The sequence below is a fragment of the Cytobacillus sp. FSL R5-0377 genome (assembly GCF_038004385.1).
In the GTDB taxonomy this organism is placed as follows: Bacteria; Bacillota; Bacilli; order Bacillales; family Cytobacillaceae; genus Cytobacillus.
Genome location: NZ_JBBORA010000001.1, coordinates 1,798,520 through 1,822,310, shown reverse-complemented (window position 1 = coordinate 1,822,310; position 23,791 = coordinate 1,798,520). Strand labels below are relative to the sequence as shown.

Annotated in this window: 22 protein-coding genes; 13 read left to right on the top strand and 9 right to left on the bottom strand. The window is 42.0% G+C overall.

Translation table 11 applies throughout. From position 1 onward, the window contains the following. Positions 1–249: 249 nt before the first annotated feature. The 3 genes from NSQ49_RS09185 to NSQ49_RS26725 all read right to left on the bottom strand — a co-directional run bounded on the left by NSQ49_RS09185 (position 250) and on the right by NSQ49_RS26725 (position 3,575). On the bottom strand, positions 250–1,650 hold the full coding sequence (locus NSQ49_RS09185) for an SLC13 family permease (protein WP_341070686.1): 1,401 nt from the start codon (positions 1,648–1,650) through the stop codon (positions 250–252). Between the two features lie 43 nt (positions 1,651–1,693). Continuing rightward, a complete protein-coding gene (locus NSQ49_RS09180; protein WP_251283503.1) occupies positions 1,694–2,875 on the bottom strand; it encodes a glycerate kinase family protein in 1,182 nt (393 codons plus the stop codon). Positions 2,876–3,143: 268 nt separating this feature from the next. Next, positions 3,144–3,575 carry a phosphatase PAP2 family protein gene (locus NSQ49_RS26725; protein WP_445662638.1) on the bottom strand — a complete coding sequence of 144 codons (432 nt, stop codon included), beginning with the start codon at positions 3,573–3,575 and terminating at the stop codon, positions 3,144–3,146. Positions 3,576–4,048: 473 nt separating this feature from the next. On the opposite strand from NSQ49_RS26725, the gene NSQ49_RS09175 reads away from it, so the two are divergent. Then, positions 4,049–4,279 (top strand): hypothetical protein, encoded by a 231-nt coding sequence (locus tag NSQ49_RS09175; protein WP_159862269.1) that lies wholly within the window; start codon positions 4,049–4,051, stop codon positions 4,277–4,279. Positions 4,280–4,409: 130 nt separating this feature from the next. Here NSQ49_RS09175 and NSQ49_RS09170 read toward each other — a convergent pair whose 3' ends face one another. Continuing rightward, a complete protein-coding gene (locus tag NSQ49_RS09170; protein WP_251283501.1) occupies positions 4,410–4,805 on the bottom strand; it encodes a hypothetical protein in 396 nt (131 codons plus the stop codon). Between the two features lie 259 nt (positions 4,806–5,064). Here NSQ49_RS09170 and NSQ49_RS09165 point away from each other — a divergent pair, with 259 nt between their 5' ends. Both NSQ49_RS09165 and NSQ49_RS09160 read left to right on the top strand, forming a co-directional pair. Next, entirely contained in the window at positions 5,065–5,901 is an 837-nt protein-coding gene (locus tag NSQ49_RS09165) for a nucleotidyltransferase domain-containing protein (RefSeq protein ID WP_251283500.1), read from the top strand. 181 nt (positions 5,902–6,082) lie between these two features. Then, a complete protein-coding gene (locus NSQ49_RS09160) occupies positions 6,083–6,547 on the top strand; it encodes a hypothetical protein (RefSeq protein WP_159862266.1) in 465 nt (154 codons plus the stop codon). Positions 6,548–7,091: 544 nt separating this feature from the next. Here the strand turns inward: NSQ49_RS09160 and NSQ49_RS09155 are convergent. Then, entirely contained in the window at positions 7,092–7,931 is an 840-nt protein-coding gene (locus tag NSQ49_RS09155) for an alpha/beta fold hydrolase (protein ID WP_251283499.1), read from the bottom strand. Between the two features lie 450 nt (positions 7,932–8,381). Here NSQ49_RS09155 and NSQ49_RS09150 point away from each other — a divergent pair, with 450 nt between their 5' ends. The 7 genes from NSQ49_RS09150 to NSQ49_RS09120 all read left to right on the top strand — a co-directional run bounded on the left by NSQ49_RS09150 (position 8,382) and on the right by NSQ49_RS09120 (position 17,940). Next, positions 8,382–9,614: a cytochrome P450 gene (locus NSQ49_RS09150; protein WP_251283498.1), complete on the top strand. Its 1,233-nt coding sequence runs from the start codon at positions 8,382–8,384 to the stop codon at positions 9,612–9,614. A gap of 136 nt (positions 9,615–9,750) precedes the next feature. After that, a complete protein-coding gene (locus tag NSQ49_RS09145) occupies positions 9,751–10,290 on the top strand; it encodes a PadR family transcriptional regulator (RefSeq protein WP_159862263.1) in 540 nt (179 codons plus the stop codon). Positions 10,291–10,612: 322 nt separating this feature from the next. After that, positions 10,613–12,010, top strand: a complete 1,398-nt coding sequence (locus NSQ49_RS09140; protein WP_236566130.1) for an MFS transporter — start codon at positions 10,613–10,615, stop codon at positions 12,008–12,010. Positions 12,011–12,166: 156 nt separating this feature from the next. Next, a complete protein-coding gene (locus NSQ49_RS09135) occupies positions 12,167–12,730 on the top strand; it encodes a DUF402 domain-containing protein (RefSeq protein ID WP_251283497.1) in 564 nt (187 codons plus the stop codon). 390 nt (positions 12,731–13,120) lie between these two features. Beyond that, the gene (helD, locus tag NSQ49_RS09130; protein ID WP_251283495.1) at positions 13,121–15,454 is read left to right on the top strand and encodes an RNA polymerase recycling motor HelD; all 2,334 of its coding nucleotides are present in this window, start codon (positions 13,121–13,123) and stop codon (positions 15,452–15,454) included. 61 nt (positions 15,455–15,515) lie between these two features. Continuing rightward, entirely contained in the window at positions 15,516–17,033 is a 1,518-nt protein-coding gene (locus NSQ49_RS09125) for a DHA2 family efflux MFS transporter permease subunit (RefSeq protein ID WP_159862261.1), read from the top strand. Positions 17,034–17,652: 619 nt separating this feature from the next. Beyond that, a complete protein-coding gene (locus NSQ49_RS09120) occupies positions 17,653–17,940 on the top strand; it encodes a hypothetical protein (RefSeq protein WP_251283494.1) in 288 nt (95 codons plus the stop codon). Positions 17,941–18,084: 144 nt separating this feature from the next. On the opposite strand, the gene NSQ49_RS09115 is transcribed toward NSQ49_RS09120, so the two are convergent. From NSQ49_RS09115 to NSQ49_RS09100, 4 genes are all read right to left on the bottom strand, one after another. Then, on the bottom strand, positions 18,085–18,555 hold the full coding sequence (locus NSQ49_RS09115; RefSeq protein WP_159862259.1) for a tRNA (cytidine(34)-2'-O)-methyltransferase: 471 nt from the start codon (positions 18,553–18,555) through the stop codon (positions 18,085–18,087). A gap of 103 nt (positions 18,556–18,658) precedes the next feature. Continuing rightward, positions 18,659–19,981 (bottom strand): CitMHS family transporter, encoded by a 1,323-nt coding sequence (locus tag NSQ49_RS09110; RefSeq protein ID WP_251283493.1) that lies wholly within the window; start codon positions 19,979–19,981, stop codon positions 18,659–18,661. Between the two features lie 258 nt (positions 19,982–20,239). After that, complete coding sequence (locus tag NSQ49_RS09105; RefSeq protein WP_159862257.1) at positions 20,240–20,935, bottom strand: response regulator; 696 nt, start codon at positions 20,933–20,935, stop codon at positions 20,240–20,242. Then, positions 20,928–22,553, bottom strand: coding sequence for an ATP-binding protein (locus NSQ49_RS09100; RefSeq protein WP_159862256.1), 1,626 nt, complete (start codon positions 22,551–22,553; stop codon positions 20,928–20,930). Before NSQ49_RS09100 ends, NSQ49_RS09105 begins: the two co-directional genes overlap by 8 nt. Positions 22,554–22,743: 190 nt before the next feature. Here NSQ49_RS09100 and NSQ49_RS09095 point away from each other — a divergent pair, with 190 nt between their 5' ends. From NSQ49_RS09095 to NSQ49_RS09085, 3 genes are all read left to right on the top strand, one after another. Further along, positions 22,744–23,055: a hypothetical protein gene (locus tag NSQ49_RS09095; protein ID WP_236566111.1), complete on the top strand. Its 312-nt coding sequence runs from the start codon at positions 22,744–22,746 to the stop codon at positions 23,053–23,055. Positions 23,056–23,267: 212 nt separating this feature from the next. Continuing rightward, positions 23,268–23,423 carry a hypothetical protein gene (locus NSQ49_RS09090; RefSeq protein ID WP_311315898.1) on the top strand — a complete coding sequence of 52 codons (156 nt, stop codon included), beginning with the start codon at positions 23,268–23,270 and terminating at the stop codon, positions 23,421–23,423. A 15-nt stretch (positions 23,424–23,438) separates the two neighbouring features. After that, positions 23,439–23,786 carry a GNAT family N-acetyltransferase gene (locus tag NSQ49_RS09085; protein ID WP_311315897.1) on the top strand — a complete coding sequence of 116 codons (348 nt, stop codon included), beginning with the start codon at positions 23,439–23,441 and terminating at the stop codon, positions 23,784–23,786. The last annotated feature ends 5 nt before the right edge of the window (positions 23,787–23,791 follow it).

Below are 23,791 nucleotides of genomic sequence, written 5' to 3'. Positions count from 1 at the left end.
TATGCGGCTTTTTTTTATTCCACTAAGGGGACAGGCAAGTTACTACTAATTTAGTCAACAAAATTTAAGATAAAGCTTCACCGACAAATTAGAAGGGAACTTTTTGATTTTAGAATTTAAAGTAATGGGGGCTTCAGTTTAACAAAGAAAACTCGTCAGTTGCAGGACGAGTTTTGCTTTGTTATAGACCATTTGAGATGTTTTGAAAAACACCAGTGGAAATGAACTAGCCAATTAATGTAAGCTGAATTAATGCAGGCTCATTCCAGTCCATTGCCAATAAGTAAAATAAAAAACCACAGCCACTATAATGTAAACCGGCATTAGGATTGCACTTAACTTAGTCAATAACCCTGCATCATAATTTAAATCTCCATCTTCATAAAAGAGAAGCAGTGCTTTTGAACTGACAGGAAAGGTAATGCAATAATTCATTCCTATTAAACTTAGAAAGACGGCAGCAGAGGGACTAATCCCTGCTGACTGGCTAAAGAGAATGATCCCTGGAATCAGAACGATGGCCCTTGTAGTATGGGAAGTAATGTATAAATGGCTCGTTGAGGTGATCAGTAAAATGCCCAGTACTATAATCCAGTCAGGGGCCTGACTGAACAAAAAGAGAAAACCTGTTATCTTTTCCTCCAGCCATTGAACCAAACCGGTTTCAACCAGTATCTTTCCAAGGGAAGTCGCTGCTGCTACGAACAGAATAAGGTTCCACGATACTGATTTAATTCCTTGCTTCCAGCTGATGATACCTATGTTGGGAAGCATCATGACGATGGCTCCAAGGACTGTTACAAACGCAAGATCATACCCATGGATATTTTCAGTCATCCATCCTGCTAAAAGGAAGGCAATAATGACTAAAGTTTTTTTCTCCGCCATGGTTAGAGGCTTGGTTACTTCGACGGTTGTTTTAGTATCCCAGTGGGCGGATGTTGCTTCCTGTCTCATCAGCCATTTTATGACCAACACAGATAAAATTGTCACTATTAGAGCAAATGGCAGACCCCATACCATCCATTGTAAATAGGAGATGGTCTGTCCCGAAGCGCTCTCTAGGAGGCCGATGCTAATCATATGAGATCCGGCTCCAATTAAAGCAGCAGATGTACTCATTAGTATGACGACTGGCACTGTGACCGCCAAAACTCTTTTCTCTCCTGGAGATAATCTGCTTCCTACATGCATGATGATGGGTTTTGCCATTGCAGCACGTCCGGAAGTGGAGGGGATAAAAAAAGCTGTTGCGAAAATAAATGAGATAATCCCCATTTTCATTCTTCCAGCAGTCCGGCTTTTCCTTAAAATAATTTCAACAAGTCTGGCAGCTAATCCGGATTGTGTAACCGCCTCACCAATGATAAAGGCCCCAATCATCAGCCATACTACTTCTTCGGAGAGGGAATGGAATAGAAGCTCCTGGCTGCCGCCCTTCATGAAAACAATGAAGCAAACACTAGCAAGTGCGACATATCCTGCCGGAATTTTCGTTGTGATCCAAAGGGTCATGGCGGAGAGGAAAGCAAATAGTGATAATTTTGCCTTGTAGTCCAGCCCCTCCAAAGAGAAAGTCACCAGCAGGAAGAGGCCATGTAAGAGGATAATGGTGAGCGTCCGTGTAAAAACACGATCCACTTGTACCATAAGAGGCCCGCTATGTTTATGTCTTTCTATTCTTGTCTGCATATTAAACGGCTGCTTCCTTAACCCGGTTCCTTTTGGCAATCATCAGCCCTATGGCAATCTGTCTCATCACAGATTCTGTGCTGTCTTCAATCCATTCAGGAGCATAGAGAATAGCTTTTTCAAGTGAAGTTGGCTTTTGAATAATACTTAAGAAAGCATCGATGCCTGCTTCATAATTTAGTTCGGCTCCCTTTCCAATCGTTCCGGTAATGGCAATAACGGGGATTCCGTATCTCTTGGCAATTCGCGCGACTTCTGTTGGTATTTTTCCATGGGGAGTCTGGAAATCGATACTGCCTTCTGCTGTTAGCACAATGTCAGCGTTTGCAATTTTTTCTTCGATGTTAATATATTTCTTAATAAGGCTAAAGCGCGGATGAAGAGAGGCACCTGCAAATACTGCCAAACCTGCCCCTAGCCCGCCTGAGGCCCCGCCTCCAGGTATCAATCTGACATCCAAAGAGAAGGTGTTTTCTATTAATCCAGCATAATGTTCCATAGCGTCAGATAATATGCCTGCCTGTTCTGGGCTCGCACCCTTTTGCGGTCCAAATACTCTTGCCACACCTCTTTCCCCGCATAAAACATTCTCCCAGTTGCAGGCTGCATCTATTTTCACTTCACTAAGCCGCCTATCAATACCAGTGGCATCAATATGCTTTGCCTTCAATAAATCAGCTCCGCCATGAATATCAATAATTTCCCCGTTGGTATCCATAAACTTCACTCCAAGTGCCTGAGCCATTCCAGCTCCACCATCTGATGTACCAGAGTCGCCGCAGCCGATTAGAATTCGATCTGCCCGAAGGTCAAGTGCCGCCAGGATCAACTCGCCCACACCATAAGTAGTCGTCAGCAAAGGATTGCGCTCCAGCTGCGGGACATGCTTCAGCCCGGCAACAGCTGCCATCTCAATTACAGCAGTCTGCTTCCCGTTCTTTTCGAACATGCCAAAATAGGTATGTATTCTTTTGCCTACAGGCCCGGTAGCTTCCAGGTAAATTAATTTCCCGCTCTTTAATCGCGTGATGGTTTTGGCAAACCCTTCACCCCCATCAATCATGGGTACTACTTCGATTTTGGCGGACTCATTAAACCGCATAGCTCCTCTTTCCATCGCCAAAGCAACATCCTCCGCATCCATGCATTCCTTAAACCCCGATGGTACAATTACAATCTTCAATTTGTTTCCCTCCTAGCTTTATTACTTATAATGTACCTGCCGAAAACTAAAATTCTCTGAAAAGCAGATTAGAAAATGATTAGAAAAAAGGGTGGATTTTCCAAGATTAATGGATTCCCAGTAAAAGAATTTAGCTGCTGCGGGAAGTTTTCTAAAAGAGGATATAGGTGAACAGTGAAGAATAAGATAAGTATTCAAATGCTATAGGCAGGATATTTAAGCAAAGTGCCGTGCTTTATTTATACAAAATAAAAAACGGAAAAGGTTTTTAAGCCCTTTGCCGTTTTATTATTTCTATTATGAATGGGAAAAAGTATAAGCAGAAGGTGAACCAAACTATTGAAATACTGACAGCAGCGACCGTGTCGGATGGAAAATGAAATCCAAGGAGAATACGGCTTGCAGCTACGGCTATTATAATGGTGATGCAGATAACATAGGATACCATTCTAGTGAAACCCTTTTTAAATAAAAGGGAACTAATATAGATTAAAAAGAGGCACATCACAACAGCCCTCATTGTGTGACCGCTTGGGAAACTATAAGATGGAATATCAAGAGAGTAGCTAAAAACTTCAATGGAATGCATATCTTCTGGGCGTTCCCTCTGGAAAGCGATTTTCAACACAAGGTTAAAAAGAATACCCCCAAATGTTACAGCACATAAGAACAAGCTATTATACCAATCTCTTTTAAACATGAGGCAAAGTAAAAGGAATAGTGTACAGATTAAAATAAACTCACTCGAACCTAATACAGAGATGTATTTCATACTGCTTCCAATAAGTGTATCTTTGAATTTAATTAACCAGTGTGTGATGACTTGGTCAAGTTCCAAACCTGCTTGAGTATATGTAAGGCTGGTAACAGCTATAAAAACAAACAAAGAAACAGTATGTATAACAACCAAATTTTTTTCTTTGATAAAAAATCCCTCTTTCTATATTTTCTTTAATAAGCTGCAAACTACCGATAATATAGTAAAATACAAAAATTAGACCACAGGAATCAGCAATATAATATTTTAACATTATATAATAAATTGAGTGCAATAATTAACTGGTGTTTGGTGCATTAATAAGGTAAGTTAATAGATTTTGAAGAAATTCACTTAAATTTACGGGTACTTTTATACAAGTAAAGCTGCTAATCATGGAGCAAGGAGGCAGTGCATTGCAGATTTATGACAAACCGCGCAAAGCATATTTATTTAATGATTTAAGTGCTGTTGAAGAACTCGATGGAGAACTCATTTATTTTTTTCAAAAGGGATATGTTACAGTCCTTGGTGAATTTGAACACGAGAAATATGGTGGGGGCACAGCTTGTATCATTTTTAATGAGGAAGACGTTATTTCTGTATCAAAGGAACTGTTGCGGTTTGTTGATGATAACCAGTGGTAAAAACCAAATTTCTTTATATCATACTAATGTCCCTAAGTGGCGATCTCTAGTAATTTGTTAAAAATGGGCAAACTTTAGGATAGCAAAAAAAACAGCCCTTCTAAAAAGAAGGGCATTTATAATAAGAATATTATTGTAGAGCTTCAGCAACAGTTGTTCCTAATATGGTATCATCTACAAAAGTATTTATTTTCCATTTGCCTTCCCTTGGCGGAGTTATGGTACTTTCGAATTTCAATGCATTCATAGAGTCAGGAATAATTTTTGCTTCATCCGTTAATAATTCTGCAATATCACTTACACCTAAGTCCATTTCTGCGTTTTTATCTTTTTCATTAATCCCTGTAATAGTTACTTTTTTACCAATCAACTCTTCCTTTTTGTCAGGGTCAACCCATAAATACCATGTATGTTTCCCCTCATTCTCAACCCTGAAGGTGCCGCGGACAAGTCCATATTTTCCAACCTCACCATACAAATCTATAGAAACGTTGTCAGTTGGGATAGTTTCTGGAGTTGTTTCCAAGTTCTTATCTCTTCAGTGGATTGATGATTCTTTGCTTCTGCTTGCTCGATATCATTATCCTTATATCAATAAAGTTATATAGGAAACGCCTAAGTCACAAATGATAATTTATACATTTATAACATTGTGAGAAAGAGCTTAGATTTTATAATTAAATAAAGATAATTGAGATCGGCAGGCTGAAGGAAAGGGAGGACGAATTAATGGATAAGTAACGTATGGACCCATATTAAAATAAATCTATAGGAGTTGAAAATTTTTGACTGTACAAAAGATTATAACTGAAATAATAAAAGAACTGGACGGGATACCTGGCATTGTAGGGACAGTTTTAGGCGGCTCCAGAGCAAGAGGGACTAATCACGCCACTTCTGATATTGACATTGGAATCTACTATGATGAATCGGCAGGTTTTAATGTCAGCGATGTTAACAGGGCTGCAGCGAAACTGGATGATGAACATAGAGAGAATTTAGTTACATCTTTAGGGGAATGGGGTGCTTGGATAAATGGTGGCGGATGGATTATTGTTCAAGGTTATCACGTTGATTTAATATTTCGTGATATCAATAGAGTGGAGCAGGTCATTGATGAATGCTTGTTAGGTAACGTTTCAACTCATTACCATACAGGACATCCACATGCCTATTTAAATGTTATGTATATGGGTGAAGTCTCCATCTGCAAAATACTGGATGACAAAAGGAATCGAATTGCCAGCCTAAAATCCAAAACCATGCCATATCCAAAGCCTTTAAAGGATGCAATCATTGGCTACTTTATGTTCGAAGCATCGTTTTCATTAATGTTTGCAAAAGCTAATGCTGATAAAGATGATATTTCGTATGTTACAGGTCATTGTTATCGATCCATCTCATGTCTAAATCAAGTCTTATTTGCTCTGAATGAAGAATATTGTATCAATGAGAAAAAAGCTGTTCGAATGATTGACGGGTTTGATGCCAAGCCAAAAGACTATAAGATAAAAATAGATAAAATAATCACATTGCTTTCTGCAAACATAGATAGCACAAGGCTAGCGCTGGTAATACTACAAGAAATTTTTTCGGAAACAGAGCTTTTATTAAATAAATAGGTGAAGGTGAAAAAGTGTATGGAGATCTTATTTCCTGCACTTTTTTTATTTTATTATTGCGGGAGGTTTATTCTGCTTGGGCATGATAGTTGGGAACCCAGCTAAATTTAACTTCCATTTCAGGTACATTAAAGAATATCATTAGGCAACCCTATTCATAATTAATTATGGGGGTGTTGAGATGAATAAAATGGTGCTAATTTTTGTCGCAATATTTTTCTTAACCGTTGGTAATGCCTCGGCTAGTAAGGTTCCTGCAGTAGGAGGAGAAAAATATGAAGTGAAGGATCAAGCAGCAAAGATGTTTATATATGACACAATGCAGGTATGGGTTCGTCATAGCTTAAACGATTATTATCATCATAAATATAATGCAAACTCCATCAGCTGGGGAGAGCTAAAACCAGAAGGAATTCGTATTTGGATTAAGCAGCTTAAGTCCGCTGAAAACGACCAAATGTATACCCATCTTATAAAAATCTCTTTACATTATGACAAATTAATTATCAACGGCAAGAGAGAATTAAAAACAGAGGATACATTTACTTATGCGGTTAATGCAGATTTACTTTCACTCTGCCCGGAATCAGGTAAGTCTGAAAAAGAGCTTAAATTAATCAATTCCAATCATAAAGTGCGACCATAGCTCTCGCACTTTTTTTAGTGTAAGTTAAGGATTAATCACTGGATTTCATCTGTTTTCCAGCTGCTTCTTTTTTTAGTTCACAGCTAATTAAAAAAAGGCGCCAGCTTTTGCTAACGCCCCCGCTACAAAGGAGTCTAAATGTAGTTGAATATCGTGATATGGTACTGTTAAAGGCAGTAATTCAATTTAAATACAATTTTAGTAAGGAATAGTATGTCTGGCTAGAACTTAGAAAGCAAGACTAACTATTCCGCCAATTAATAATAGTATAGAACCTGCAACTAGAGCTGCTTGTGCCGGTCGGCTTGATTTGTGAAAAATTCTAATGAACACTTAGCAACACCATCTTTCTTTAGGTTTTTCTAATATTTTATACGAATAAATGTATAAAAGGGTTTCAAAAATTCACACTTAAAGGGTTCGGATGCAGTCAAGTCCTTTCCGTTCCTTTTAATGCCATGATTGTAAAGAAAAAAGCTGCCCAGTTTCTAATTTGATTGGAGAAACTGGGCTTTGAACTTTCTAGTAACATCTTAGTCTTTAATCAGGAGCTATGCTTAACAACAGAATTTATAATCTGGTTCCAGTCTTCACTATGAATCTCATGTCCAGTCCCTTCAAGCGTCACCAGTTCTGCATGAGGAATGGCTTTCTTAAGCGCAAGTCCGTGCCCGTATGGGAGGGCCGGATCTTCCGTGCCATGGATAATGAGAACCGGTACGCGAATCGCAGCCGTTTTGTCATAATATTCTTCTCCGCCTTGCAGCAGGGCATGGTTAAATCTGCTCGGGAGATGATTGGCACGGTCGGCTTCTCTTGCTGCCAGCTTATACATTCTGTCATGCTCGAAAGGTTTGGAGCCGGCTAATGTTTTCCATCCGCCCGCAAGAAAGGAAATAACCGCATCCCGATCTGACCAATCGATGGAAGCGCTCTTCGCGTGGTAATCCAGTATGCTTTGGTCCATTGGCGGAAGCTTTTCCATCACAGTTCCAAACACACTTGAGGCGATAAGGGTCAGCGTCAATACACGTTCCGGATGTCTTAAGGCAAGAATCTGGCCAGTTAGGCCGCCCATGGACATGCCGACAATATGTGCCTGGTCTATTTGATAAGCATCGAGTACGCCTGCCGCATCATCAGCCAAGTCCGTTATGGTGTAATGAGAAGTCCCGGGTTCATAAGTAGTCGACCTTCCCAAATCCCGATGATCGTACCGGATGACAAATCTCCCCTGTTCAGCTAGACGAAAACAGAAGTCCTCATCCCACCAGTCAAGTGAAGTCATGGCGCCCATTATCAAAAGAATAGCAGGATTCTTGGGGTTCCCAAAGCTCTCTGTACAGATTTCCACATTATTTATTTTCATTATTTGTTCACTCATATTTTACCTCCGTATCACTGTTCTTCCTATCGCTGATCAGTTTCTTCCCGGAGCATTGGCCTGCCCCTGTTCATTATCTGTGCCGAATCCACTTGATAATCATGACGAGGCCTCCTTTAAATCCTTACTGAAAAGGGACTCACCCCTATATGTATTACCTTACCATATGTCTAATCACTAAAATACAAAATTTCCCTGAAAGGTGCCTATCGAACTAGCTGCAGCATCCATACAGGCGTATCTCTCAAGTTTCAATCGTTTTGTAGGTTACATGGACTACATATAAATTTTCTCCAAAAATAAAATATGGAAATATTTAGCCTGAAATACTCTTTTTAAACTACTCTAATTAGAGTAATGTAATTAACGAAGGCATTTAATAGCCTATTAAATCTAACTTTGGCGCAGCCCGGCGAATCTCCATCATTTTAAAGGAGGAAAAGAAATCGTATGTTGAAAGAAGTTATTCCCGTAAACGAGATTACTAATTTCCAGTCACGTGCAGAAGAGTTTTTTCCTATTGAGTGGTATAAAGATATGCTCCATCATCAACCGGTCTATTATCATGAACCAACGAATACATGGAATGTGTTTACCTATGAGGGTGTGAAACAGGTGCTTGGCAACTATGAATATTTTTCAAGCGCCGGGCCGAGAACAACGATTTTTGTTGGCGCCAATGATAAGCAGCAAAAAGCGTCGCCTTTAACCAATCTGACACTTGTGGACCCTCCGGATCATCGAAAAGGGCGTTCCTTGTTAGCGGCAGCTTTTACTCCCCGCAGTTTAAAGGATTGGGAGCCGCGCATTGAGCAGATCGCACAGGAACTGACAGAAAACATCCAGGAAAATTCGATAGTGAATATTGTTGAGGCTCTGGCAGCCCCGCTGCCGAGTATGGTGATTGCCGATTTATTTGGCGTGCCGATACAGGACAGGACCCAGTTCAAGGAGTGGGTAGATATTTTGTTCCAGCCTTATGATAAAGAAAGACTGGAAGACATAGAGCTCCAAAAACAAAATGCTGCGAAAGAATATTTTCAATATCTCTATCCGATAGTGGTTCAGAAGAGGTCGAATCTTTCGGATGATATTATTTCTGATTTGATTCAAGCTGAGGTAGATGGCGAAAAGTTTACCGATGATGAGATTGTACAGGTGACTATGCTGCTTTTAGGTGCAGGAGTCGAAACAACCAGTCATGCGATCGCCAATACGTTTTATTCATTGCTATATGACGATGAGTCTCTGTATGAAGAACTGCGTAAAGACCCTGAATTGGTGCCGAACGCAGTTGAAGAAATGCTTCGCTTCCGCTTCCATATGTCTAGAAGAGACCGTACTGTGAAAAAAGATAACAATTTATTAGGTGTTGAGTTAAAAGAAGGGGACGCTGTTATTGCCTGGATGAGTGCCAGTAACATGGATCATCGAATGTTTGAAGATCCTTTTTCATTAAACATACACCGGCCTAACAATAAAAAGCATCTGACATTCGGCAATGGCCCGCATTTCTGTCTGGGTGCCCCTCTGGCACGCCTGGAAATGAAAATAGCCCTAGAGACTTTTGTGAAAAAGTTCTCCGGCATTGAACCAGTGGAAGGGTTTGAATTGGAAAAGAATTTAACATCATCAGCCACTGGCCAGTCCTTGACGAATCTTCCGATGAAAGTGTTTAAATAGGATAAAATAGCCACCCTTAGTGCAGGCATACTGACATCCTTAAGGGTGGTTTTCTATTAAGAAGGCAAAGGATGAGGCTGAAATGACACCTGCGTTTTGCTAGAATAAGGGTAATTCTCTTGAAGGAGTATAAAGGATGACCATTCAAATATTTATTTTAACGAAACTGATGGAAGGTAAGAATTACCCTTATAAAATAAAAAAGCAGCTTTCAGAACCCATTCCATTTGATCAGCTCGCAGGAATAACAGAGAGCAAGCTGTACTACCATTTTGATTCTTTAGAGAAACAAGGCTTGATTCAAGCAGTTGAAATTATGAAAGAGGAGCATCGCCCGGATAAACACATATTCGAGATCACCGCAAACGGCCGGGAAGAACTGCCGAGGAAAATTTACAAATTGTTTGAAAAAGCCGATACGATCGGTGAAATGATGGTGGGTTTGGCCAACCTCGAATACGTAGACCGGGACAAAGCAGCTGCAATCCTTGAAGAAAAATTAAAGAGTGCCAAGGCTAAGTGGGAGTATTATAAAAGTTTTGAACAGCTAATTGAAAAAGACAAAGATAATGAACAGCTAATTGAATTCCTGGGCGGATACGTGTCAACCAAAGCGGAGCATGCTATTTTTTGGATGGAGAAGCTGATTGGGCAGATTAGAGAAGGGAAGATATGATTGTTTCCTTTTGATATCTCTGTAAAGCTAAGGTGTAACTATCAGCATTATAATTCCAATATCTATAATATATGGTCGCTTAAAACCACCATTGATCAGCAGGCTGCCAATAGGCAGCTTTTTTGTTTAATGGAGTTGCAGGTGTTAAGATTTCTGATTATTACCAATATTTGTATTGTTTAATAGATGAGAGATAGGGAAAAAACCATTAAGCAATTATTCTAGTGTAATAATATTTAGGAGGGAAAATGTGAATAAACAACCAAGATCCGTAGAGAAAAAAGATATTTCGGTAGTAGACAGCAGTGTCGCTAAAAAATCTATGATGGGTACATCGCTCGGGAATGCGATGGAGTGGTTTGACTTTGGTATTTACTCCTTCTTAGCCGTTACAATCGGAAAAGTTTTTTTCCCGGAAATTGATCCATCCTTTCAGCTTATATATGCTTTTGCTACATTTGCAGTGGCTTTCATAGCACGGCCGCTCGGTGGTATGTTTTTTGGAATGATGGGTGACCGCATTGGCCGGAAGAATGTCCTGGCAATCACTATGATTCTGATGTCGGCTGCCACCCTTAGTATTGGTTTAATACCTAGTTTTGCAGCCATTGGGATTACTGCTCAGGTGTTATTGCTATTAGCCAGACTCGTTCAAGGTTTCTCAACGGGTGGTGAGTATGCGGGGGCAATGACCTACATTGCGGAGACCACTCCCGATAAAAATCGCAGCTTTATGGCAAGTGGATTAGAGGTTGGAACACTGGTAGGGTTTATTGCGGGTGCCGGTCTTGTCACCTTGCTGACATCTATTCTTGGAAGTGAAACAATGGTGGAATGGGGCTGGAGAATACCTTTCTTCATTGCTGCACCACTTGGCATCATCGGTTTCTACTTCCGCAACCATTTGGATGAGACTCCAGCATTTGAGGCTATGAATGAAACGATAGAAGAAAGAAAAGAACATTCGTCCCTAAGAGAGATTTTTGCTGAGCATTGGAAGGCTCTGTTAATTTGTACAAGCATCGTAATTTTTTACAATGTGATGAGTTACACCGTTCTTACGTATATGCCATCATATATGTCCGAGGAACTTGGCTACAGTGAGCAAAAAGGGTTATTGCTCCTTGTGCTTGTCATGATTGCCATGGTTCCAATGGTATTAACAATGGGACGCTTGAGTGATCGATATGGGAGGAACAAAGTATTAAAAGCAGGTTTATTGGGGGCAATTGTCCTAAGCATCCCTGCATTCATGCTGGTTCGTTCAGGCAATATATATGCGGCCTTTTTTGGATTGCTGATTCTCGGTGCGACGCTGTCCACCTTGCAGGGGTCCCTGCCGGCTACACTGCCTTCTTTATTCTTCACGAAAGTGCGTTACGGTGCACTTGCCATCACATATAATACGGCGACATCCCTTTTTGGAGGAACGACGCCGCTGCTTGTGGCATGGCTGGTAAGTGTGACTGATAATAATATGGTGCCGGCATTTTACCTGATGGGCATGTGTGCATTTGGAATTATTGTTGTCACCCTGTTTGTAAGAGAGACTGCAGGCAGGTCGCTTCGCGGCTCCGCGCCAGTTGTTGAGCATCCGAGTGAGATAAAAGAAGTCCTCGAAAACCCGGAAAAAGCCAACTGGTGGCATGACGAGGCTAAGCGAACGGGAAAAGGCAGCCTGGATAAGGGGCTGCTGACCAGCTTACTGCAAAAACACTAAAGTATTAAAAGCTTACTCCAGGCTATTAAATTAGCTGGATGGAGTAAGCTTTTTCTATTTCTATGTACAATAAGTTATAATAACGAGCGTAAATGGTCCGCAGAACAATGGGCCAATTGGACAGAATGAATTTATAAAAGGAGACTTGAGCAATAAATGATGTATGGGGATGAAATAATAGAAAGAAAGATACGATACGATTCCGAAATTGTGGAACATCATTGTATGCTGCTGACAGCAGAAAATCATCGTGCGGTGCTTTTTCATATAATAGAAGATTCCTTTACAATGATAGCAGGTCAAACTCAATTAACTATACCGAAAGGGAGCTATACGATTGCTTATTACTGGGAGGACCGCCCATATAATTTGTATTTCTGGAGAGATGCTCAAGGCCGCTATTTAGGCTCCTATTTTAACGTTGTAAAAAATACAGTGATCACCGATGGAATGGTTTCATTTGAAGATTTAATCATCGATATGCTAGTGCTTCCGAATGGAGGTATTTTTATATTAGATGAGGATGAATTACCTGAGTCCTTGGAGAGCTTTGAGAGTGGTGCTGTTCAGCAGTCTTTATGCGTATTAAAGGAATCTTTAGATTCTGTTCTTTATGGGGCTATTTCAGAATCGGAAGGCATTTATGCACATGAGAATTTTGCAGCCATGATCGAGAAGTTTAAGAAAAATCAGGGTAAATCACTGCAGGATCGCCAATAAAGTTTAGTCCGCCTTAGGAGTCAAAAGGCGGACTTTTTACTTTAGAAAAAAGGTCCTGAAGGAAAAGAATAGACCTGCAGCCGGCAGTCTTAATGAGGGGAAATAAAAATACGATTAGGAATGGGCAGGAGGGAACCAATGTCTAATTAGGCGGGAAACTATGAAAAATAAAACTAGCCGTTTTTAACGCTGGAAACGTTAAAAACGGCTAGTGTGGATTCGACAAAAAAAATTATGTAAAAACCATTGAAAAAGAGAATGCCCTGTGGTAAATTTATATAGATACGCATTATTTAATTAAATAAAAGTATATTTTCCCTATCTTAATTATATAATGCAATCAATTCGTTTGTCAACCTTTTTATAAAATTTTTTTAAGGAGTGTTTGCTATGGATTCAAAACTTCAGCAGGAGCAAAAACGATTGGATGGTGTAATGGAGACGATTTCGGAGGAAGTCCGCAGATTGGAAGAAGAAACCTCCAGACGTAAAAACGAAGTAGTTCATATCCGCAAACACTTTTGGGATGAAGTGAAGGTGAATACGGATACGTTTGATGATTATCTGGAGACGATTATTGGCTTAAGACAAGAAGCGCAGGCTCTATCTGTAAGCCAAAGCACCCATAGACATGCTTCGAAGCGATTGTCCACCCTGCGCCGAATGGAGGAGGTGCCCTATTTCGGCCGGATCGATTTTAGGGAGGAAGACTCTTCCGATCTTGAACCCGTCTATATAGGAATCTCTACCCTGAGGGATCAGAGTGGAGAAAATTTTCTTATCTACGATTGGAGGGCACCTGTCTCAAGTGTGTATTATGATTACCAGCCGGGGCCGGCAAAATATGATACGCCCGGAGGCACAATTGAGGGCACATTGGAGAAAAAGTGGCAGTACCTGATCCGCCGGGGTGAACTGCAATCGATGTTCGATACGAGCCTTACCATTGGGGATGAAATTCTGCAGCAGGTTCTCGGCCAGGGAACTGATAAGCATATGCATAATATCGTTGCAACCATTCAGCAGGATCAAAATCGGATTATCCGTCATGATCTGGGAAGGCTGCTAATAGTTCACGGGGCAGCCGGCAGCGGCAAAACATCTGCTGCCCTGCAGCGGATTGCTTATTTGCTTTACAAATATCGGGAAAATCTAAATGCTGATCAGATCATCCTGTTCTCTCCCAATTCGATGTTTAACAGCTATGTATCCAATGTGCTGCCTGAACTGGGGGAAGAGAACATGCAGCAGGTTACTTTCCAGGAATACCTCGATCACCGGCTGGGGAAAGAATTTACTGTCGAAAATCCATATGAGCAATTAGAGTATGTCTTAACTGCAGCGGAAACCCCTGAGTACAAAGCTAGGGTAGCTGGCATTAAATTCAAGGCATCTGTTCGTTTTCTTGAGGCGATTAATGATTACTTAACGTCTCTGGAGTTAACAGGCATTATCTTTAAGGATATCAGTTTCAGGGGCAAGCCAATCGTTACTGCTCAGCAAATGGCTGACCGATTCTACAGCAGCGATACCTCACTCCGATTCCATAACAGACTTGAGAAGCTGACGGAATGGCTTGGCAAGCGTATAAAGGAAGCGGAAAAAGCTGAAAGGAATCAGCCGTGGGTACAGGAGGAAATCGAGCTGCTCAGCAATGAGGAGTACCATAAGGCGCATGCCTATCTTGCGAAAAAACGCGGCTTTACAGGGGATTCGGTACATGATTATGAAATCGAGCCTGAAGCGTTAGCCCGCCTGATTGTCCGGAAAAAATTCAAGCCGCTGCGAAAACAAATCAGGAGCATGCGTTTCATTGACATAAAGGCGATTTACAAGCAGCTCTTTGCTGATCCGCTAAGGATTCAGAAATGGGCAGAGGAGGTGCCTTCAGAATGGAAGGATATTTGCCTGGCGACACAGGAAAGGCTTGATGAAGACAGATTATGCTATGAAGATGCGACTCCCTTTTTATATGTGAAGGAGCAAATTCAAGGATTTCAGACGAATAGCGCGATCAAACACATTGTAGTGGATGAGGCACAGGACTATTCTCCGTTTCAATTTGAGTTTTTAAAGCGTTTGTTTCCAGCTTCCAAGATGACCGTGCTAGGTGATTTTAATCAGGCAATCTTCGCCCATGCGAGCGAAACCGCTGATTTTCACACACTGACCAGCCTGTATGGGCCGGATCAGACAGAGCTGATTAATTTAGCGAGGAGCTACCGGTCGACTAAACCCATCATCGAATTCACGCGCAGACTGGTTCCGAACGGGAAAGAAATCATTCCTTTTGATCGTGGTGGAAAGGTGCCTGAGCTGATGCAATTAACCGATCATACCGATTTGCATAAGAGCATTGCCTCCAAGGTGGCTGACTGGAGAAGCCAGGGGCTTAAAAGCATAGCTATTATTTGCAAGTCAGCTGAAGAAAGTGCAAAGGCTTATGAGGCTCTGTCCGGCATCGATGGCATTAAGCTCTTGAAAAGCAACTCGACAGAATATGAAGAAGGCGTGGTTGTCGTACCTTCGTATTTATCCAAGGGCATCGAATTTGAAGCTGTCATCATTTATGATGCTTCTGAACGTGTGTATGGGAATGAAAGTCTGCGCCGGGTCTTTTACACCGCCTGCACCAGGGCTATGCATGAATTGCAGCTCTATAGCGCAGGGGAGCCGAGCTCATTTTTGCACAATGCACTTCGGAATGGCTTCATTCAGGGCTGATCCGTCCGGATGTATCCGATAAGCAAATTTATATTTAACATAGAAAGAAGGTTTGATCTATATGCAGCAGGAAACCAAAGCAGATCAAAATAAACCGCCATATGGCATGATTGCCATTTTATTTATCGGGGCTTTTGTAGCGATCTTGAATGAAACCTTGCTGAACGTAGCCCTCCCATCCATTATGGCGGAATTTGACGTGAACGCAACGGCCGTTCAATGGCTGTCTACAGGCTATATGCTGATTAACGGAATTTTAATACCGGCGAGTGCGTTCTTCATTCAGCGATTTTCTGATAAGAAGTTATTCATTACAGCCATGTCACTGTTTACTTTGGGAACATTCCTTGCAAGCATTGCCCCTGCATTTGGTGTGTTATTAGGGGCTCGGATGATCCAGGCTTCAGGCTCAGCGATTATGATGCCATTATTAATGAATGTCATGCTAACCGCATTTCCGGTTGAAAGAAGAGGGGCGGCAATGGGGATGTTTGGGCTTGTTATGATTACAGCTCCAGCGATCGGGCCGACTCTTTCCGGCTGGCTGATTGAACATTACAGCTGGAGAATGTTATTTGATCTTGTTCTGCCTATTGCTCTGTTAACCGTAGTTTTTGCCGTCTTTAAGTTAAAAGACATCACACCGCAGAGAGCGATTAAGCTTGATTTCATCTCGCTGGTATTATCAAGCATCGGATTTGGCGGGCTGCTTTATGGCTTTAGCTCAGCAGGGGAAAAAGGATGGGATAGCCTTCTTGTATACGGGACGATTGTAATTGGGGCCATTGCTTTAGTTACTTTTATACTCCGACAGCTCCGGATGGATGATCCAATGCTAGAGTTTCGCATCTACAAATATCCGATGTTTGCCCTGTCATCGGCCATTTCAATCGTGATAGCTGTCGCCATGTTTTCGGCAATGATCTTGATGCCGATCTATGTACAGACCATCCGCGGCATTTCACCGATAGATTCGGGTCTTTTGATGCTGCCGGGAGCGATTGTGATGGGGATTATGTCTCCAATTACAGGGAAGCTATTTGATAAGTATGGGGCAAGGGTTTTAGCGGTGATTGGACTGACCATTACGGTTGTAACCTCTTTTTACTTCAGCAGAATCAGCATGACTACGGCCTATTCAACCCTTGTTCTGCTGTATACCTTCCGGATGTTCGGGATGTCAATGGTGATGATGCCTGTCATGACAAATGGGTTGAATCAGCTGCCGCCGATCAATAACCCGCACGGAACCGCTATGAATAATACGCTGCAGCAGGTTTCAGGCGCCATTGGGTCGGCCCTGCTGATTACCGTCATGAATAACCGTACGAAAGAAAAAGCAGAGGAGCTGGCAGCTGACACACTGGCCAATATGAGTGCAAGTGCACAGCCATCTGCACAGGCTGCAGCTGATATCCAGCGGCAGATCATGAATGAAGCGATGCTGAATGGCATTAATTTTACTTTCTTCATTTCTGCCCTGATTGCGGTCATTGCACTTATTCTTGCTTTCTTTATTAAGAGAGTGAAACCTCATCATGAGAATCAAACAGGTGAGGAAATGACTGTTAAAGAGTAATCAATAGAGAAAAAACCGGGTGGCATCCAGATCAGGTGCCTCCCGGTTTTTTATTTTAAAAATTGAGTAGTGGAGATGATGCCGATTAGATACAAAAGCTATGCGAAGTAAGCAGGGAGCAAGTGGATCCAAATGTTTTATAAAAGGCTGTTTTCGTAAAGTTTGTTGCTTTTTCATAACCTAGTTTAATTTGCTGAGTTGGATCTTCGTGCGGGCACTTGATCCTCGAAAATGCTGACGCATTTTCTTGGTGCGGTGTTCATTCGAAGATACTTTTTCAATGTCCAGCGGGTAGAGAGGGAAGTGTGAGACCCCACAGGCGAAGCCGAGGAGGCTCGCATTCCTTTCCGCGGGTTCGCTGCGTGCCTTTCGCTGCAATCAACGGACAGAATTCACAAACCAAAACAAAAAAATTTTAGAAAAGAGCCTTATAAAAAGAGAATGATCCCAATTCCAAGCAAATGGCCCAGCTGATGGAGGGGGAATTATGAAAACAGAGGAACTCATGAGACCCTCTGTTTTTTAGTATTTGGAATATGAGTTAGTCAAATTTGTTTTACATGAAACCAATGAGTTTCTCTCACGTAAAATAGTTATTAAAGGGAGGTGAAGCCCCGAGATGAAACTCATACTATTTTTGGTTATACTCGGCCTATGTCTGGCTGGTTTTAATTGGCTTATGGGATATCGAAAAAATCATATCACGATTGATTTTGATGAGAGGTATGTGGATTTTAAAGAATATATAGAAGCTATCCAAAATGAGCTTGTGAATCAAGGGAGAGAGGTCAGTTATATTGGAAATCGAAAATTCATTATTGACGGCCGGACCTATATATTCATAGAACGCAATGTTTCGATGGGAGGAGTTCCTCTGCAAAGGACGATTCTGAAGCCGGAAAAATGAGGGTGTCATAGAGAGAAAGCGGGATTCTGGGCTGTCATTGTGCAGCTTTTTTTATGCGATAATAAAGGTGAAAGGCGCTGGGAGGCTGAATCAGATTTGATACTGTTTGAGCAAAAACAAACCATCTTCCAGCAGGGAAGATGGTTATTTAATATTCGGAAACCCCTGCTGGCGCAATGCCTCGTACACCAATATCGCAGCTGTGCTCGATAGGTTGAGCGATCGGACATTGCCATTCATAGGGATTCTTAAGAAATGGTCTTTATTTTCCTCCAGCAAGTCTTTAGGCAAGCCTGTTGTTTCTTTCCCAAACATAAAATAATGCTCCTTTGAGACATCACTGAAATCAAAGGATGAATGGGCCTGTTCACCAAAGGTTTCTATATAGTAAAACTCTCCCTGGTTTTTAGAGAAAAATTCATCCATGGAATCATAATACGATATGTTCACAGAGTCCCAGAAATCAAAGCCTGCCCGTTTGATCATTTCCGGCTCTGTCGAAAAGCCAAGCGGCCGGATCAAATGCAAAGCTGTATCCGTTGCGGCGCAAGTCAGCGCAATGTTTCCGGTGTTGGCCGGTATATCCGGCTGATAAAGTACGACATGTATGGCCAAGGGTTGTCACCTCTATGTTTATTTTACCCTTCAAATTATAGCATAGGATCAGCTGCGGGGTGAAAACAGCATAAATTCATTATCCGCACCAGCATTAAGGATATTAAATTGAAATAACGCCAAATGCAATCGCAGCCATAATCATAAATAGGGAAGAGGCAACTGCCCATTTTAATGCAAAGCGCTGATTCTGGCCATAGTCAATGCCGATCATTCCAACTAGCAGGTAACCTGCTGCATAGAGCGGACTTAGCACGTGAGCAGGCTGGCCGAGCACTGATGCACGGGCAATCTCAGCCATAGGAATATTGTAGCTGGCAGCCGTTTCCCCTATGATCGGGATAATTCCATAATAATAAGGGTCGTTCGCCATGAAATACGTGAATGGCATGCTCGTGATCGCTGTAATTAAAGGCAGCTGGCTTCCCAATTGATCTGGGATGACTTGAACAAGTGCTGTCGCCATTGCATCCACCATTTCAGTTCCATTCATGATTCCTGTGAAAATACCAGAAGCAAAGACTAGCGCGACAACTGCCAGGACATTGCCAGCATGAGCGGCAACACGTTCTTTTTGCTGTACAAGGTCTGGGTAATTAATCATCGCAGCAATTGCAAAGCCTAACATAAAGAGTACAGGGAGCGGCAGCAATCCGGCGATTAAGGCAATCAGAAGGGCTATTGTCAGTCCTGCATTTACCCAAATTAGCTTTGGACGCTGCAAATCTGCAAGTGATTCTCTGCTGACAGCCGCAGCTATCTGTTCCTCTGCAGCCTTAAGCTCCCTGATAGCGGAATCATCCATTGAGCGGATTCCAATTCGTTTGCGTTCCTTTATCCCAAAGTACCAGGCAGCAAGAAAGGCAAAAAGAATGCCGGCTGCCATTACAGGAATCAGCGGAAGGAATACTTCCTCGGTTGTAAGCTGCAGAGAGCTGATGACTCTCGCTGTCGGTCCGCCCCAGGGTGTCATGTTCATAACCCCGATGGAGAGAAGGGCGAGCGTTGCCAGCATGTATAAATTCATATTCAGCTTTTTGTATAGTGGCAGCATGGCTGTGACAGTAATGATGAACGTTGTTGTTCCATCTCCGTCAAGAGCTACCAGCGACGCGAGAGCAACGGTTCCGAGGGCTATTTTTAGAGGATCCCCCTTAACAATCCGTAAAATCGTATTCACAATTGGATCAAACAGGCCAGCATCAATCATAATGCCAAAATACAGGATAGCAAACACGAGCATCACGCCTGTTGGAGCAACTTGCTTAATCCCTTCCAGCATCATATCGCCAATCCCTGTATAGAACCCGCCAATTAAAGCAAACAGGATCGGCACAATAATTAATGCCAACAGGGCAGACATTCGTTTCGTCATAATTAAAGCCATAAAAACAGCAACCATACAATATCCCAGTATTGCCAGCATAAAACCCCTCCTTATTATTTGTAAGCGCTTCCTTTTGAATCACTTTAACAGGGGGGCTCCTGAAAGACCAGATTAGTTGTTTAATTTACATAAAACATATTAATTTCATAATTTTCATATTTTCTATGAAAAATAGGGGTGGTAATAAACTGGAATATGTCTAAGTCTCAGTGGGAAGATGGAGCTTGCTCCTAGACATAGGACGGCAGGAGGTCTATTCTCAAAAAATAAAAGCAAGCCCCCTTATAAGAGGGCTTGCTAGTGTTGCTTATATCGGCGTTCGGGACGGCCCACACTGCCGTAGACAATATCCACTTCTACCAGGTCGATGGAAACCAGGTACTCTAAATAGCGCCTTGCCGTGGAGTGGCTTGCACCGATTTGCCTTCCTACTTCTTCAGCGTTCAGGCTTGTGGAAGCAGCTCCAATTGCTTTGGTCACTTTTCGCAGTGTATGTTTGTCGATGCCTTTTGGCAAAGCCTTGGATTCCTGATTTGCCTCTGATGCAGGGGGGATTTTCTGAAAGAGCCGCTGTATTTGATGTTGTTCCATATGAGAACTGGTTTGTCTGCCTTGCCTTGTTTGGCTGTACTCTTCAAAGGTAGAAAAAAAGCTTTCAACCATTACAGGCTTCAGCAGGTAGCTGTAGGCTCCCCCGCGCATGGCATCTCGTACGGTTTTAGCATCATTTGAAGCGGTGATCATGATGATATCGATATGGGAATGTTCATGTTTGATCTGAAACAGCAAATCAATGCCATTTGCATCCGGCAGGTGAACATCAAGTAAGATTAAATCAGGTGTAACTGCGTTCAGCAGCTGAATCGTTTCTGAAGCGGTCTGAGATTTCCCTATCACAGTGAAATCCTGTCTGTTCTGAATAAGCTGTTCATATACAGACGAAGCGACAGGGTCATCCTCAACGATAAGCACCCCAATTGATGGGTTAGTCATGATTTTCTCTCTCCTCCGCGGTGGTGTATTCAGGCTTGTTCTTTGGAATGGCGATGGTCATGCATGTGCCTTCTGGCCGGTCAGTACGGTACCATTCCCCGCCAAGGCGGTTCAATGCGTGCTGCATAATTGTCAGGCCCAGGCCGTGCTGCGGGTGGTTTTTGGTTGTGGCTCCTTCGGTGAAAAAGTAGGCTTCTTCTTCGGAAGTCATGCCTTTGCCATTGTCTTCAATATCCATAACCAGCTCGTCTCCATAGTCTGTGAAGGATAAGTGGACAGCAGCGTTTTGTCCTTTCCATTCAGAAGATGCTTCAAGAGCATTATCGATCAAATTGCCAATTACAGTAACGACATGCTCGCTTTGAATGGTGTCAGGGTAGTCCAGCCATTGGCTGTTTTCATCAAAGGTGAACGAAACTTTCATTTCTTTGGCCCGGTTCACTTTCCCAAGAAGAACGGCAACAATTAAAGGATCTTTAATTGTAGTCATTAAAAAGGTGACAGTCTGCTGCAGTTCCTGCACTTCCGTCTTCATAAATGCTTTTGCCTCTTCGTAGCGCTCCAATAGCAGGAGTCCGTTTAATGTGTTCAGTTTATTTAAATATTCATGGGTCTGTGCCCGAATATGGTTTGCGTGCTGCCGGATCTCAATAAGTTCATTCGCCAGATCTTCTACTTCAGAGAAGGGGCGGATAGTCAGCACTATACCTGATATGGCCGTTTCCTCCGCTGTGATGGGAGAAATGTCTACGATATAGATCGAGTTGCTGATGAGCACTTGTTCCTGAATTAATCGGTCCGGATTCTGTAATGCAGTTCCGATAAGCGCTTTCAAATGAGGCTCTGTCAGTATGCCTTTTGCATGTTTCCCCAGAATGTCACGCGCTTTTTTATTGGCTGATAAAACATGGAATGAAGGACTGATGGCAAGAGTGGCATCCCCAATCGACTCCAGAATGGCCTGCTTTTCAGAAAAAGCGTGGGAGATCTCTTCCGGCTCCAAATTAAATATAAGCCTTTTGACTCGGCGTGCAATATAAAATGCCCCTGGTATGCCAATGAGAAGGGCAAGTCCGCCGAAGGCAGCTACCCGCAACTGATAAGTAAAGATCTTGCTTTCCACTTCATTTGTTAAAAAGCCAACGGAAGAAACACCGATAATGGTGCCCTCCTCATCATAAATAGGTGTTTTCGCTTTAACTGCTTCCCCTAAGACGCCATTTCCTATGAAAATAACAGAATCTCCTGCGAGCGGGGCATCATTGCTTGTTTCTGTCACTTTGCCAATTTGTTTCGGGTAGGGGTGGGAATAGCGGATGCCTTCCCCGTTTGCTATTACAATATAATCCGCACCTGTCCGTTTTCTTAGTTTCTCAGCAATCGGCTGTATAATCTTTGCTGGATGTTCTGTATCAAACGCATCAATAATAGAATCGTTTTCAGCAACCAATTCCGCAACGGTCAGCGCCTGCTGTCCAGTGGTTCTCTCAATCATTTGATCAATAATTGATGAAAAAGAAATGATGATTAGCAGTATGCAAAGGATAAGGACAGTAAGAACAAGCAGAACCATTTGCCCGAAAAGCCCCGGCCGTTTTAATTTAAAAGGTTTGGACACATTGGACACCTCTGGCCATTTTATTTATTACTAGATTAAAGGAGGCATTTCCATTCGGCAAGGTAAAGTTTACCCGCACGCACTCTATTTTCAGAATATAGTAACTTTTGTAAAAATATGTTAAAATTAATATAGTACTAGGTTACTAAAAAAGGAGGAGAAAGACATTCGGACAAGATATTTTATTATATTGCTTTTTACTTTTTTGGTTGAAGCGGCTGTAACGATGTTTGTTGCTTCCACATTCTCTGTAAGGTTCATTGAGGTTATGTTTTTTACCGGGATGGCTTTTGCCGGCTTAAGCTTTTACTTTTCAAGCAGTGGAGGGGTCATTTCAGATTTCAGTTCTTCACAGGCTAGCGCTCAAACAGGCTACATCCAAAAAAGGGAAGTATTTGTGTTAAGAAGAGGTCCTGTCTTCACTTCCTCCATCGTTTTTTTCTCCATTGGACTGCTGCTGTTTATTCTTCTTGTTTCAGGTGTTATTCCGCCTGCAGATTAAGGGTTGATGCTACATTATGAGAACTCTGTTCATTATGATTCTATTATTAGCAGACAGTTTGTTCATGAGTATAACCATTGATGACTCTATTATAGGTAACAGCATACTTAAACTGCTGGGAGCGTCTTGTATAGCAGCTTTAATAAAATTAATGCCCCGAAATAATGATTCACTGTAATCTGGATTGAACGAATGGAAAAAAGGGGGATTTTATGAAGATAAGGGCGGCTGAATTATCTGATGCAGAAGGAATTGCAAAGGTACACGTCGACAGCTGGAGAACTACATACAAAGATATTATTCCAGAAAATTTTTTGGAGAATCTATCCTATCAAAGCCGTGAAGAGTTATGGATTTATATTATCTAAAAGGGAAGTGTTATTGTGGCAGAAACGGATGAAGGACAGATTGTTGGATTTTCATCCTGCGGCAAAGAAAGAAGCGGGAAATACAAAGGATACCAGGGAGAACTCAATGCCATCTATATTTTGAAGGAATTCCAGGGGCAAGGAATAGGCAAGGCCCTTTTTAATTCGGTAATGAAGGAATTGAGGAAATTAGGGATGAACACTATGCTCGTTTTTGTTTTAGCGGATAATAAATCCGCGTTATTTTATGAGGCCATGGGAGGTAAGGCCATCGATAAGGTTGGAGTTGAAATTGCAGGAAAGAAACTTAAGGAACTTGTTTACGGCTGGGATAATATTAATACTTTAAGCAATAAGGAATAAATTCA

Excerpts from the sequence above, each read along its gene's own strand:
- NSQ49_RS09185 (WP_341070686.1), bottom strand. The coding sequence starts at position 1,650 with ATGGTACAAGTGGATCGTGTTTTTACACGGACGCTCACCATTATCCTC.
- NSQ49_RS26725 (WP_445662638.1), bottom strand. The coding sequence starts at position 3,575 with ATGTTTAAAAGAGATTGGTATAATAGCTTGTTCTTATGTGCTGTAACA.
- NSQ49_RS09160 (WP_159862266.1), top strand. The coding sequence starts at position 6,083 with ATGAATAAAATGGTGCTAATTTTTGTCGCAATATTTTTCTTAACCGTT.
- NSQ49_RS09155 (WP_251283499.1), bottom strand. The coding sequence starts at position 7,931 with ATGAGTGAACAAATAATGAAAATAAATAATGTGGAAATCTGTACAGAG.
- NSQ49_RS09150 (WP_251283498.1), top strand. The coding sequence starts at position 8,382 with ATGTTGAAAGAAGTTATTCCCGTAAACGAGATTACTAATTTCCAGTCA.
- NSQ49_RS09145 (WP_159862263.1), top strand. The coding sequence starts at position 9,751 with ATGACCATTCAAATATTTATTTTAACGAAACTGATGGAAGGTAAGAAT.
- NSQ49_RS09140 (WP_236566130.1), top strand. The coding sequence starts at position 10,613 with ATGATGGGTACATCGCTCGGGAATGCGATGGAGTGGTTTGACTTTGGT.
- NSQ49_RS09135 (WP_251283497.1), top strand. The coding sequence starts at position 12,167 with ATGATGTATGGGGATGAAATAATAGAAAGAAAGATACGATACGATTCC.
- helD (WP_251283495.1), top strand. The coding sequence starts at position 13,121 with ATGGATTCAAAACTTCAGCAGGAGCAAAAACGATTGGATGGTGTAATG.
- NSQ49_RS09125 (WP_159862261.1), top strand. The coding sequence starts at position 15,516 with ATGCAGCAGGAAACCAAAGCAGATCAAAATAAACCGCCATATGGCATG.
- NSQ49_RS09120 (WP_251283494.1), top strand. The coding sequence starts at position 17,653 with ATGAAACTCATACTATTTTTGGTTATACTCGGCCTATGTCTGGCTGGT.
- NSQ49_RS09110 (WP_251283493.1), bottom strand. The coding sequence starts at position 19,981 with ATGCTGGCAATACTGGGATATTGTATGGTTGCTGTTTTTATGGCTTTA.
- NSQ49_RS09105 (WP_159862257.1), bottom strand. The coding sequence starts at position 20,935 with ATGACTAACCCATCAATTGGGGTGCTTATCGTTGAGGATGACCCTGTC.
- NSQ49_RS09090 (WP_311315898.1), top strand. The coding sequence starts at position 23,268 with ATGAAGATAAGGGCGGCTGAATTATCTGATGCAGAAGGAATTGCAAAG.